A 12418-nucleotide genomic window follows, 5' to 3' on the forward strand; every position below is an offset into this window, starting at 1 on the left:
TGATCACATCGATGAAGTGGTGAGCATGGTGGACCAGGAGATGAACCAGAAGGCGAAGGTCATGAACGCCTGATAGAACCAGTCTTTGTTGTTCAACTCGGTGTAGTCGATCTTCATCAGCATGAAAATGTGTTTCTGGACGACCACACCGGCCATGAGGAGGAGGATGCCGATGATCTGGTTTTGCTGCAGTCCTGTCGCAGGGTCGGGAGTCCCGCAGATATAGAATGAGAGCAGGCCGGTCGCGATACCGAGGAAGCACGCAACAAGGGTTCTCCGGATGCGCTTTTTATGCTCTCTCTGTTTTTCCTCTTTCGTCTTTGCGCCTTTGCTTTTCGGCGCTTCGGGTGCCTGTGACAGTTTTTCCTCCTCGCCCATGATGCATCAGTGGTCTATTTTGTGCGTTGTAGCCATATTTAATTTCGTGTTGCCCGGGCGACGGGACCAGCACGATGGTCTCTCACGGCCGGAAACTCCGGGTATCCGGGCGGTGCGGGCATGCACGCGGAGGTGCCGATGGTAGCAGGGGCATCTTAAAGAGCGTTCTGGACCCATACGTACAAAGAGCGTGGGATAATGGCAAACGAACAGGGGATGAGCGGGATGGATGTCAGGGCACTGACGGCGGAACTGTCGGCCCTGCTCCCGCTCTGGATCGGCAAGATCTATCAGTACGATGCGAAGACTCTCGGGATCCGTCTCAACGGGAACGAGGGGGCCAAGTATCAGTTCCTCGTCGAGACAGGCAGGCGCGCCCACCTGGTCGGGGCCCTCCCCGAGTCCCCGAAAAATCCCCTGGGGTATGCGATGTTCCTGCGCAAACACCTCGAAGGGGGACGGGTGACCGCTATCGGGCAGTACGGCCTCCAGCGTATCTTCTACATCGATGTGGCGAAGAAGGCCGGAATACTGAGGCTTGTCATCGAACTCTTCGACGAGGGGAATGCCATCCTCCTCGACGAGGCCGGGGTGATCACCAAGCCCCTGCGGCACCACCGCTTCAAGGACCGTTCCGTCGTGCCTGGAGAGACCTATGCCCTCCCCGAGGGGACTGACTGCAGCGGCTTCGACGGCGAGTCCTTCGCCGCAATGCTCCGGGCATCAGATCGCGATCTTGTCAGGACCCTTGCCGTGAACTGCCTCCTCGGCGGCGCCTATGCCGAACTCGCCTGCAGCCGTGCCGGGGTCGACAAGAGCATTCCGGCTGCCGAAGCCGATGCCGGGGCGGTGTATGCAGCGCTCCACCAGGTCATCGGCATGGTCGAGGGGCAGAGGGAACCGGTGACCACCGGCAGCGGGTGCTGGCCGATCCGGGGCATGGGAGAGGAAAAAGAGGCGTTTCCCACATTCAACAAGGCCCTGGAAGCATATTATCCATTACAGGCAGCCGCCGCGGTGAAGGCCGAGGCGAAACGGCCGAAACTCTCGAAGGAAGAGGTGATCCTCCGCCAGCAGGAGGAGGCGCTGAAGAAGTTCGCGGGGAAGATCAAAAAGGCCGAGAAGGCGGTCGAAGCGGTCTACACCAACTATCCCCTCGTGCAGGACGTCATCGCCACCCTTGAACGGGCAAGCCGGAGCCTCTCCTGGCAGGAGATCGAGGAAGTCCTCAAAAAAAGCGACCTCCCCGCGGCAAAGGCGGTCGTCGCCGTCCACCCGGCCGAGGCGGCCGTCGAACTCGACCTCGGGGTGCGGGTGAAGATCTTTGTCCACGAGAATGTCGAGGCAAACCTCGACCACTACTACGACCAGGTCAAGAAGTTCAGAAAGAAGACCGAGGGTGCCCTTGCGGCGATAGAGCGCGGCGCCGCAAAGCCGAAGGAGAAACCGAAAGAGACCCTCCACCTCCTGAAGAAGAAGTGGTTCCACAGGTTCAGGTGGTTCTATACGACCGACGGCACCCTTGTCCTTGGTGGGCGGGACGCCTCGCAGAACGAGGAACTGGTCAAGAAGTATATGGAGGGTAAGGACACCTTCGTCCACGCCGACGTGCACGGCGGTTCGGTCGTCATCGTCAAGGGGGAGACCGAGCACATGGACGACGAGGTTGCCCAGTTCGCCGCCTCGTACTCCAATGCCTGGAAGGCCGGGCACTTCTCTGCCGACGTCTATTTCGCACGCCCCGACCAGGTGAGCAAGACCGCCGAGTCGGGCGAGTTCGTCGCCCGCGGCGGTTTCATCGTGCGGGGCGAGAGGCGCTATGTGAAGGACGTCCAGCTCGGCGCGGCAATCGGGGTGCAGAAAGAGCCAAGCGTTGCGATCATCGGTGGCCCTCTGGCGGCGGTGCGTACACGGACACAGTATGTCGTCGAACTTTCTCCCGGCACCTTCGAACCGAACGACGTGGCAAAGAAGGTCCAGCGTCTCCTGAGGGAGAAGATCGGCGAGGATAACTGGAAACGACTGAAGACCGCGCTGAACACCGAGGCGATCGCCGCCTTTGTCCCGCCGGGCGGGTCTGATATCGTGGGCGAGCATGAAGGCTGAGTACGGCGAACTCAAGGGATCGTACGGAGAGATCAGGCTGTTCCCTGAGTCTCTCGACGACCTCTGGCACCTGGAACACCTCATCGAGCCGCGCGACCTCGTCTTTGCGACGACCTTGCGGACCGTCGACTCGGCGACGGACAAACTCCGCCCTGAAAAGGCCGAGAAGAGGCCGGTCCGCCTCGGCATCAGGGTGGAGAAGGTGGAGTTCCACCCGTACGCCAACCGCCTCAGGGTCGGCGGCATCATCGAATCGGGCATGGACATCGCCTCGTACCATACACTCAATGTCGAGCCGGGCTACGAGATCTCGGTGATCAGGCGGTGGCGGGGGATCGACCTCGAAAGGGTCGAGAGAGCGGTCGGGGCCTCCCTCCACAATGTCGTCCATGTGCTCACCATCGAGGAGGGAGAGGCCGAACTCTTCAGGATCAGGCAGTACGGTCCGGAGAGGGTCACGACCATCACCGCAGGCAGCGGGAAAGGTGCAGAGATCGACGGCAGGACCGCCTTCTTCGCCGACGCCCTCCTCTCCCTGAAGGACGTCACCGGCCCGGTCGTCGTCGCGGGGCCGGGTTTTGTCAAGGAAGACTTTGTCAGGTACCTGAAGGCGAAAGACCCCGACCTCGGCGAGAGGGTCGTCACCGTCGAGACGCGGCGGATCGGCCGCGGCGCCGTCCAGGACGCAATCGGCCAGGGCGTCCTTGAAAGACTCGCCGGCGACCTCCAGCTCGCCCGCGAGGTGACCAGGATGGACGAGGTGCTCAAACGTATCGGCACCGGCGGGGCGGTGGCGTACGGAAAGGCCGAGGTCAGGAAGGCGGTGGACTATGGCGCCGCCGAGGAGGTGCTCGTCACCGACACCCTGATCAGGGACGCCGGCATCGCCCGTCTCCTCGAAGAGGCGGAGAGGATCAACGCGCGGGTCGTCGTCTTCAGTTCCGAGTTCGACCCCGGCGGACAACTCAACGCCCTCGGCGGGATCGCCGCCCTGCTCCGCTATCCCCTCGGGTGAGGGGCACCGCGATCCTTTTTTTCCAGTACGAAGGTCGCTCCCCCGACAAAGCGGGCGATAGAGTTGTACAGCACGGCGATGACGTAACCCCCAACACCACCTGCAATGCCATAGAGCACGATGCCGAACAGGAGAGCACCGGCGACGACCGCAGGCGTACTCCCCGCGAACCCGCCCGCCTCCGCGCCGAGGAGAGGAAAGATCCCGCTTTTCTGGAGGATTGTGGAGACTCCGGCCATGAAGCCCGCCCCGAGACCCACAATGCTCATCGTACGGGCGACTGACCTGGGCACGACCGCCGCCATCTCCACACTGTTTTCAGAGGTGTTCTCCCTGTCCTGATCTCCGTTTCCGTGGGTGCGGGCCGTCACCCTCACCCCGCCGATGATGACGGCGACGAGGTCGTACAGGACGACACACACACCGCCGATGAAGATGCCGCTTAGTACAGCGACGAATATCCAGGTGATGAGCATGACCAGAATAAATTCGGGCGTAGCGCCGTACAGGATGGGTGTCCATGAGAGAGGCCACATAATAGATCCGATCCAGCCGACACACTCGTATATGAGGGTCTGGAGGGCCATGAGTGCGAGGGAGAGGCAGACGCCGATCTTCAGCGCCGGAAAAACACCGATCTCGCGGATAGCCCATGTCCCTTTTGCCATGGTTCCCGGTTGCGCCCTCACGACGGCCCCGCCGAACCGGCCAGCGGCGAGGTTGTACAGGGTCGCCGCGAGCGCTGCAAAGATGATCGCGTGTACGACGTTGAGAAGGGGCACGACATAGAGCACCTGATAACCGAGAGCCCTGAGCACCTCTCCCTGTGCTGTTGTCACGGGGATATTCTCGTTGATCGCCGTCGGCAGCACCATGAAGCCCTGTACGACGCCGACCACCAGGGAGAGCGTCGCCGCCATCAGGACACACGACCGGAGAGAGACCGACGTGATCTCGACCTCGGAAACGGTGGGACCTGTTACACCCGTGGACATAGGGCAACTATCCATTCCAGACGCATAAAGACTTTATCGCAGGATCGGTTACACGTCCTGTTTCCGAAGGCCTGACCTGTAACCGATCGGTACAGAATGAATAAATAGACCCGGCCCGACCTACCTGTGTCGACGATGAGAACACTCTGTGCATGGTTCGTCCTGGTCCTCGCGTGCTCCCTCGCAGGAGTGTGTGCGGCGGCGCCTGCCGAAGAGGTCGCCGCCGGTGCGGTCGCGGCGTACCATCAGGTCGCCGATTATACGGCCACCGTCACCGTTCACGGCCCGGACAGGGACGAGGTCGTCAGGGTGGCGGCCATGCCGCCAGGCAGTTTCAGGGTCGAATACGGCGACCCGTCACTCCATCACGGCGCCGCCCTTGCGGTCCTGTCGGAGGGGTCTGCATGGTGGTATGTGCCTCCGCAGTGTTCGATGGGGTCGACAGGGGTGGAAAAACCCCTGGACGGCGACTATATGGCGGCGGGGATCGCCGCCCTCTCGACCGGCAAGGTCACGAGCATGCACGAGGCCGTCCTGGACGGCAGGACCGTCCCTGTCGTCGATGTCGTACCCGTTGGTGCCGTCGACCCCTTCCCCCCTGACACCGCACGTCTCTCCATCTCGATCGACCGGGAAACGATGCTGGTCCTGTGTGTCGAGGGCTACGACCGCACGGGGGCCCTCGTGCGGTCGGCGGAGTACCGGAACCTCAGGGTAAATGCCGGCCTCCCTGAAGACACCTTCGCCTTCGGGAAGCCGAAAGGTGTGTGGGAGCGGGCCCCTCCCACAACATCCGATTTTCTCATGAACCTCGCCTTTCTCCTTGCAAACCTGGTCATCATCCCCATCGAGTCATTCCTCGCGCTTCGCATCTGGTTGAGCCTTGGCTACCGGAGGGTCACGCAGAAAAACATCCTTGATAATGTGACACGGTGCCGGGTTTACCAGGCCATCCTGGATAACCCCGGAATACACAGGGAGAAGATCGCCCGGATCACCCGGACACATCCCGGCACCCTCCGCTATCACCTCGCGGTCCTCAGGCAGGCAGGGAAGATCGCGGTCGAGCAGACGGGAGGTTGCTGCCGCTACTATGAGAACAATGGGAGATATTCAGAGCGTGAACGAACAGTCCTTGCCGCTCTCAGGAACAGCACCCGGCGAGAGATCCTCACCGTCCTCCTCCAGACACCCGGCCTCTCGCGGCAGGAAATCGCGGTGCACCTCGGCATCTCCGGCCCTGCCGTCTCCCGCCACATGGACAGACTCCAGAGGGACGGGATCGTCGAGAAGAGCATGAACGGACGTGCCGCATCTTTCTCCGTCACCGGGGAGAGCGGCCACGATCTGCTCGGCGCCCTGCACGTTCTAAAATGCGGGGCCGACTGAAAGGAAAAAGGAGATTATATTTATTCTTCCTTCACTTCAGCTTCGGCTTCTGCCGGCTCTTCTGCGGGCATCTCCGGGCGCTTGAAGGTCTCGACAAAGACGATGTCCTGCACCTCGGGGATGAACTCGAAGATCTGGTGGACGACGATCCCGCGGGCCATGACCCAGCGGCGGTCGTAGTTGATCCCTGCCGGGAGGTTCAGGGTGAGGGTGCCCTCGGCAAAGGTGAGGTCCATCTCGCGGCCTGCAAAGAGCTTGATGAAGCCCTTTGCCTTCTCCTCGACGGTCTCGACCATGCCCTCGATGGTGAAGGTGTAGGAGAGATCCTTGCCGGCGAGCGGGTGGTTGAAGTCGACGACGGCCCTCTTCCCGACCACATTGACGACGACGCCCTCGCGGTCGCCCGACTGGATACGCATGCCGAACTTGGGCTTCTCCCTGAACTGGTTGGCGTTCACGGACTCGACAAGCTTCATGTCATGGGGACCAAAGCCCTTCTCGGCCTCGACCTCGACCTCGTACTGCTGGCCGATCTCCTTGCCGACGAGAGCCTCGTCAAGGCCCGGGATGACATGGTTGCTCCCGACGCGAATGACGATCGGGGCATAGTCCTTCTGGCTCTTGATGCCTGCTTCTTCTGCATCAGCGGCGACGGTGGTGTCGAAGATCTCGCCCTCCACACGGGCGGTATAGTTGAGTCTAACGATGTCTCCTTCCTGAATTGCCATAATATACACCTTGTCTATATCAAGTCTCGACGAAAATACTTAAAATGGTGCCATAGATGTTTGAAGTGGAAACAAAAATACGCGTCCCTGATCTCCCGGAGATCCGCTCCCGTCTTGTCAGGATCGGCGCCGGAACGCCGTCTGTCGCCGACCAGCAGGACGTCTACTACAACCACCCGGTGCGGGACTTCGGCCGGACCGACGAGGCCCTCAGGGTCAGGTACGAGGGCGAGAGGTGCACCCTTACATATAAAGGGCCGAAACTCGCCACAAAGGGTGCAAAGACCAGGGAAGAGTTCAACCTGACCGTGGAGTCCGGGGAGAACCTGGAGGAGGTCCTGCGCCGCCTCGGTTTTGTCAGGAGCGCGGAGGTCCGGAAGCACAGGGAGGAGTTTGCCCTCGGGACCGCGTCCGTCGCCCTCGATGAGGTGGACGGCCTCGGGAGTTTCGTCGAGATCGAGGTGATGGCGCACGAAGCAGGGGCGGAAGCGGAAAAAGAGATCGAACGAATTAAAGGAGAACTGGGGATAGAGGGTTCTCACATCCCGCAGTCCTATCTTGAACTGCTCAAACAGTGAGCAGTTCGATCTCGATCGCCTTCGGTTCGTCGCCGAAGTGGATCAGGGCGCAGTTGCCCTCCGAGGCCGGGCCCGGGTTGACGATCTTGACGCCGTCCACCTCGGTGACCCCCTTGTTCTCGTGCATGTGAGCGCAGCAGACGAGGTCGAACTCCTTGATGTGGTTCCTGACACTTGTGCTGCCCACATGGTCCTCACCGGCCAGGTCAAAGACGCCGTGGGGCGGGACATGGCTGACCAGCACATTATGGACATTCCTGTCCATGTGAGCCGTAGCCTGTTTGATCAGACGTTCAATCTCCTCTTCTTTCAACTCGAAGGGCGTCCCGAAGGGCGTCGGGTTGGACCCGCCAACGCCAGCCATCGAGATCTTCCCGAGCGAGAATGTAGCACCGTGGAGATTGACACAGTCCGAGTGTTCGAGAGCATCGCATATATCGCATGGATCACAGTTCCCCGGTACCGCAAAGCACGGTACGTCGATGAGCGAGGTCATCTTGTTGACCATGTCACATGGTCCGAACTGTGTGAGATCGCCAGCAATGATGACAAAGTCGGGCTGGAGGGCCATGAAGGACTCCAGCTTGCCCAACTGGCCATGAAGGTCTGCCAGCAAAAGCACATCCATCATGATAGAACTTCTCTAACGGTTCCTATAAAATCTTCTCTCAGGATCGTCCCAGGAGCCAGAAATTTTCCCATTTAGTGCAAGGCGACCAAGATCGCGTTGCGTCTCCGAAAGAAGCCATCTTGGCCTCAGGTTTGCCATCGGCGTCCCGGGCAGCGGTATAAAGAGATGGACATGGGCCTGCCCACGGCGCGTGACCTCGCGGATGAGAGCGAGGGTCGCCAGTTCGTCTTCGTCCTCCTCGCACGGGAGGCCGACGATGAAGTCGACCACGGGCATGAAGCCATGGTCACGGCAGAGGTCGAGGGCATGCTCGACGTCGGCGACGGTATGTCCCCGGCGCAGGAGGCCGAGCACCCTGTCGCTTCCCGACTGGGCCCCGAAGTGGAGGCGGCGGTTTGCGCAGTGCGCCGAGATCAGGTCGAGAGACTCGTCGGTGACGAACTCGGGGCGCACCTCCGAGGGAAAGGTCCCGAAATAGATCTGGTTTTTGTGGAGCGCACGAAACAGGCGTTCAACGCGGTCGAGGCGCGGGTGGATGCCGTCGTCAGAGCCGTAGGCAAGGGCGTTCGGGGTGACGAAACGGGCGTCCCTGAACCGTGCCGCATACCGGGCGATCTCCTCCACGGGCCGATGGCGCATCCGCCTCCCGAAGATCCGGGGGGTCTGGCAGTACGCGCACCCGAAGGGGCAGCCGCGGGAGATCTCGATGTATCCTTTGAACTGCGAGAAGGGGGGATACGCGGGGAGAAAGACCGTATGGTCGGGCGGGCAGATGCCCGCCTTTGTGGCCACGCCTGGCACCGGGCCGGTCTCACCGGCCTTGATCGCCCGAAGGAGCCTCGGGAGGGTGTGCTCACCCTCGCCGGTGACGACATAGTCGGCGTACCTCGCCACCTCCGCAGGGCATGCCGCCGCATGGGGGCCGCCGACGATGGTGATGCAGGGCGCCGATGCAATCTCGTCCTGGAAGTGCGGGGCATTGATGGAATTGAGACTGTAGCAGGTCACGTCGCCTTCGGGCCCGCCCGACAGCCGCAGGGTGATCCCCTCTGCCTCGCAGGCCGCATAGAGGGCGGCAAAGGTGTTCTTGGCTGCGGTGATCTCCCGCCAGTTCACCTGCATCCTGTCTGCCCTCTCATGCCTCCCATGAGACCGTCCCCGCCTCTCCGTCCACCGTCACGGTCTCTCCTCCAGGCAGGCCCGAGAGCCCGGTTTCGAGGCGGTCGACCATCGGGATATGGGCGATGATCGCGCCGGTGACGATGATCGGTTCGGCCTCCTCGTTGATGATGGCGGCCGGCGCCTTCCCGTTCCGTGCGAGGGCGTACATCACATAGGACCCAACAGTCGAACCCTTCCCGAAGGGAAATGCAAAGACCGTCCCCGCAATCGATTCGCCCTTGAGAGGATGGCCTTCTTCGATGATCACGCCGCTCTCAGGGTCAACCCCTGAGAGAAATGACAGTGGTGCCGGGGAAACGAGCAACCTCCCGGTCGCAGTTCCCCGAGCAATGCCTCTTCCATTGATTATCACAGACACACCTAATAAATGTATAAAGAATCCACTATATTAGTGACATGGAAGACTCTGTGATTGGCGTCAACAATGACAATAATCTGTATAAACTCCAGGTCCAGGAAATGAAGGCGAAGGTCCTGGACCTGAAGATGCAGAACGAGTTGCTCCAGAAAGAGGTCAACCAGCTGCGGCGGGAAAACAACCAGCTCAAGCGGGTCCCGCTCTTTGTTGCAGCTGTTGTTGACAAACTCGGTGACGGCGAGGTCTATCTCAGGCAGCAGGGAAACAACCAGGAATACATCACACGGGTCAACCCCGAACTCTATGACGGGATGAGTGTGGGCATGAAGGTTGCCGTGAACAATGCTCTTTCCATTGTGAAGCCCATCGGCACAACCTACGACTCCCGTGTCAGGGTTATGGAGCTTGAAGAAGCGCCGAGCGTCACCTTCGAACAGATCGGCGGGCTGAAAGAAGAGATCGAAGAGGTCCGCGAGGCGGTCGAGTACCCGCTCACCAGGCCCGAGATCTTCGAAAAAGTCGGCGTCGAACCCCCGAAGGGTATCCTGCTGTACGGCCCGCCCGGCACGGGGAAGACCCTCATTGCCAAGGCCGTGGCGCACAATGCCCATGCCGAGTTCATCAGGATGTCGGGCTCGGAACTCGTCCACAAGTTCATCGGCGAAGGGGCGCAGCTGGTGCGGGAACTCTTCGACTTCGCGCGCGAGCACGCCCCGGCAATCGTCTTCATCGACGAGATCGACGCGATCGCGAGCCAGCGTACAAACGACGGCACCTCGGGGAGCGCCGAGGTCCAGCGGACCCTGATGCAACTCCTTGCCGAGATGGACGGCTTCAACAACCGCGGCAATATCAGGATCATGGCGGCCACAAACCGCGTCGACATGCTCGACCCGGCGATTCTCCGGCCCGGCCGTTTCGACCGGATCATCGAGGTCCCGGTCCCTGACGCCGACTCGCGCCGGGAGATCTTCAAGATCCACACCGGGAAGATGAGCCTTGACAATGTCAACCTGGAAGCGCTTGTCCCCCTCGCCGAGGGTATGACAGGCGCCGAGATCCAGGCGGTCTGCCGCGAAGCCGGTATGCGGGCGGTCCGCAGGAATGCCGTGGCCGTGGAGCACAATGACTTCCTTGAGGCTATCCGGAAGGTCAGCCGCAAGGAAAACGCAGGCGATCTCCGGATGTACATCTGAACAGACCATGCGCCTGCTCCTCATCCCGCATGAGGGAGTCGACCTCAACAATACCTTTTTTGCATCAGAGACAAGCCGCGAGATTCTCAGGTTCTACCGCCCCGAAAAAAGGCCGTACGGTATGTCCATCAGGGTCGTATCCCTTGGTGCGGCCCTTTCCCTTGCCGCAGAACTGAGGTGGTACCTCAGACGGTACGTTGCACTCACTCTCTTCGAGATGGCACCGGGCTATTCCTGCACCCTCGCCTACGCCCATGCGATTGAGCAGAGGGCGGTCGACCCGGACCAACCGCCGGACCACCGTTTCTTCATCGGCTTTCCCGATGGTCGCCCCGTAATCACCGAGGGACCGGACGGCACCCTTGAGGTGTGGGCGCTTCCCGGCGAGGTGATCCGGGTCAGGTAACTGCCCGTACATCCAGAGACGAGAGACATTGCCATCCCCCTTTACAGACCCCTCACGCTCTGGAAAGGGGTCGGGCACGAAGAGGGGACATCTTTCTCTCAGGCGGAGAACAGGCAGACAACTAACTCCAGAGATATACTTCCAGAGGCAGCAGGGAAAGAAAAAAAGGTTGAGTTTCAGGCGAACATCTCGCCGACTGTATTTCTCAGGGGCTGACGTTCGAAGTCGGCCATGAACTTCTGGAGCGCCCGCCCGAAGTCTTCGTTGGTGACGGATGTCCGCTCCTCCCGGATCGCGAACATCCCGGCCTCCATGCAGATCGCACGGAGGTCGGCACCGTTCCTCCCCTCGGTCTGGCAGGCGATCCCGGTGAGGTCGACGTTCTCTGCCAGGTTCATGCCCTTTGTGTGGATCTTCAGGATCGAGAGACGTCCCTCGATGTCGGGGAGCGGTATCTCGATGATCCGGTCGAAACGGCCCGGCCTGAGGAGGGCGGGGTCGAGGATATCGATCCTGTTCGTCGCCCCGATGATCTTCACGTCGCCCCGTGCCTCGAAACCGTCCATCCCTGCCAGGAGTTGCATCAGGGTCCGCTGAACCTCCCGGTCACCCGAGGTGACAGACTCCGTCCGGTGCGTCCCGACGGCGTCGATCTCGTCGATGAAGAGGATCGTCGGCGCCTTCTCGCGTGCGAGGTCGAAGAGTTCCCGGACCAGGCGTGCCCCTTCGCCGATATACTTCTGCACGAGTTCGGAGCCGACGACATGGAGGAAGTGGGCGTTCGTCTCGTGGGCGACGGCACGGGCGAGCAGGGTCTTGCCTGTCCCCGGCGGCCCGTACAGCAGGACGCCCTTTGGCGGGGTGATCCCCACCGTTTCGAAGAGTTCGGGCTTTGTGAGCGGGAGTTCGACAGCCTCCTTCACCTCCAGGATCTGCGGCTCCAGCCCGCCGATATCGGAGTAACGCTCTTCAGGCCGGTCTTCCAGTTCCATCCCGTAGACCTGCGGGTCGTAGGTGTTCGGGAGCACCTCGATCAGGGCAAGGGACTGCTGGTTGAGGGTGCACCTGCTCCCTGCCTTCAGGTCCTTCGGTTCTATGAACTGGGATACCCGGACAAGGAAACGCGGGCCTGCACTGCTCCTGACCACGACGCGGTTGTTGTCGATGATGTCGAGTATCTCACCGACAATGAGAGGCGGACTTCTGAGTTGTTCGATCTCACTCCGTAATTTCCGCATTTCCCGCTCGTAGCGGATCTTCTGCGTCTCCACATACCGCTTCTCAGACTCCATCTGGCGCATCCGCTCCCTGAGCTCCAGGTTGCGGTTTTCCAGGTTGGAGATCCGTTCGAGCAGGTACTTGCAGAGTTCTTCGCTGTTCTGCGGGTCGGGTGAATCACAGCCGCTGTCCCCCATCGTCCTCCTCGAATAGGTATATAGTATAAAGTGACTTAAAT

General features: G+C 61.0%; 13 protein-coding genes. 6 read left to right on the plus strand and 7 right to left on the minus strand.

Annotated elements, in window-relative coordinates; genetic code table 11:
- Positions 1-3: 3 nt before the first annotated feature.
- Positions 4-378 (minus strand): hypothetical protein, encoded by a 375-nt coding sequence (locus tag BP869_RS02845; RefSeq protein ID WP_342676699.1) that lies wholly within the window; start codon positions 376-378, stop codon positions 4-6.
- Between the two features lie 198 nt (positions 379-576).
- Here BP869_RS02845 and rqcH point away from each other — a divergent pair, with 198 nt between their 5' ends.
- Together rqcH and BP869_RS02855 are read left to right on the plus strand one after the other, a co-directional pair.
- Positions 577-2484, plus strand: coding sequence for a ribosome rescue protein RqcH (gene rqcH / locus BP869_RS02850; protein WP_342676701.1), 1908 nt, complete (start codon positions 577-579; stop codon positions 2482-2484).
- On the plus strand, positions 2474-3499 hold the full coding sequence (locus BP869_RS02855; protein ID WP_342676703.1) for an mRNA surveillance protein pelota: 1026 nt from the start codon (positions 2474-2476) through the stop codon (positions 3497-3499). The genes rqcH and BP869_RS02855 overlap by 11 nt, the downstream gene beginning before the upstream one ends.
- On the opposite strand, the gene BP869_RS02860 is transcribed toward BP869_RS02855, so the two are convergent.
- The gene (locus BP869_RS02860) at positions 3484-4494 is read right to left on the minus strand and encodes a hypothetical protein (RefSeq protein ID WP_342676705.1); all 1011 of its coding nucleotides are present in this window, start codon (positions 4492-4494) and stop codon (positions 3484-3486) included. The two genes, BP869_RS02855 and BP869_RS02860, sit on opposite strands and share 16 nt — an antisense overlap.
- A 135-nt stretch (positions 4495-4629) precedes the next feature.
- On the opposite strand from BP869_RS02860, the gene BP869_RS02865 reads away from it, so the two are divergent.
- Positions 4630-5883: a winged helix-turn-helix transcriptional regulator gene (locus BP869_RS02865; RefSeq protein WP_342676707.1), complete on the plus strand. Its 1254-nt coding sequence runs from the start codon at positions 4630-4632 to the stop codon at positions 5881-5883.
- 20 nt (positions 5884-5903) lie between these two features.
- On the opposite strand, the gene BP869_RS02870 is transcribed toward BP869_RS02865, so the two are convergent.
- Positions 5904-6611: a peptidylprolyl isomerase gene (locus BP869_RS02870; RefSeq protein ID WP_342676709.1), complete on the minus strand. Its 708-nt coding sequence runs from the start codon at positions 6609-6611 to the stop codon at positions 5904-5906.
- Positions 6612-6667: 56 nt separating this feature from the next.
- Here BP869_RS02870 and cyaB point away from each other — a divergent pair, with 56 nt between their 5' ends.
- Positions 6668-7189 (plus strand): class IV adenylate cyclase, encoded by a 522-nt coding sequence (cyaB, locus tag BP869_RS02875; RefSeq protein WP_342676711.1) that lies wholly within the window; start codon positions 6668-6670, stop codon positions 7187-7189.
- Here cyaB and BP869_RS02880 read toward each other — a convergent pair.
- The 3 genes from BP869_RS02880 to BP869_RS02890 are packed head-to-tail and all read right to left on the minus strand — an operon-like array spanning position 7179 to position 9354.
- Positions 7179-7820 carry a metallophosphoesterase family protein gene (locus tag BP869_RS02880; RefSeq protein WP_300163559.1) on the minus strand — a complete coding sequence of 214 codons (642 nt, stop codon included), beginning with the start codon at positions 7818-7820 and terminating at the stop codon, positions 7179-7181. The genes cyaB and BP869_RS02880 overlap by 11 nt on opposite strands.
- Before the next feature lie 12 nt (positions 7821-7832).
- Positions 7833-8942 carry a TIGR04013 family B12-binding domain/radical SAM domain-containing protein gene (locus tag BP869_RS02885; RefSeq protein ID WP_342676714.1) on the minus strand — a complete coding sequence of 370 codons (1110 nt, stop codon included), beginning with the start codon at positions 8940-8942 and terminating at the stop codon, positions 7833-7835.
- 13 nt (positions 8943-8955) lie between these two features.
- The gene (locus BP869_RS02890) at positions 8956-9354 is read right to left on the minus strand and encodes a DUF126 domain-containing protein (protein ID WP_342676716.1); all 399 of its coding nucleotides are present in this window, start codon (positions 9352-9354) and stop codon (positions 8956-8958) included.
- A gap of 44 nt (positions 9355-9398) precedes the next feature.
- Here BP869_RS02890 and BP869_RS02895 point away from each other — a divergent pair, with 44 nt between their 5' ends.
- Together BP869_RS02895 and BP869_RS02900 are read left to right on the plus strand one after the other, a co-directional pair.
- The gene (locus tag BP869_RS02895) at positions 9399-10556 is read left to right on the plus strand and encodes a proteasome-activating nucleotidase (protein WP_342676718.1); all 1158 of its coding nucleotides are present in this window, start codon (positions 9399-9401) and stop codon (positions 10554-10556) included.
- 7 nt (positions 10557-10563) lie between these two features.
- The gene (locus BP869_RS02900) at positions 10564-10962 is read left to right on the plus strand and encodes a DUF5804 family protein (protein WP_342676720.1); all 399 of its coding nucleotides are present in this window, start codon (positions 10564-10566) and stop codon (positions 10960-10962) included.
- Between the two features lie 176 nt (positions 10963-11138).
- On the opposite strand, the gene BP869_RS02905 is transcribed toward BP869_RS02900, so the two are convergent.
- Entirely contained in the window at positions 11139-12377 is a 1239-nt protein-coding gene (locus BP869_RS02905) for a proteasome-activating nucleotidase (protein WP_342676721.1), read from the minus strand.
- Positions 12378-12418: the final 41 nt, after the last annotated feature.

Source organism: Methanofollis sp. UBA420 (assembly GCF_002498315.1).
Taxonomy (GTDB): Archaea; Halobacteriota; Methanomicrobia; order Methanomicrobiales; family Methanofollaceae; genus Methanofollis.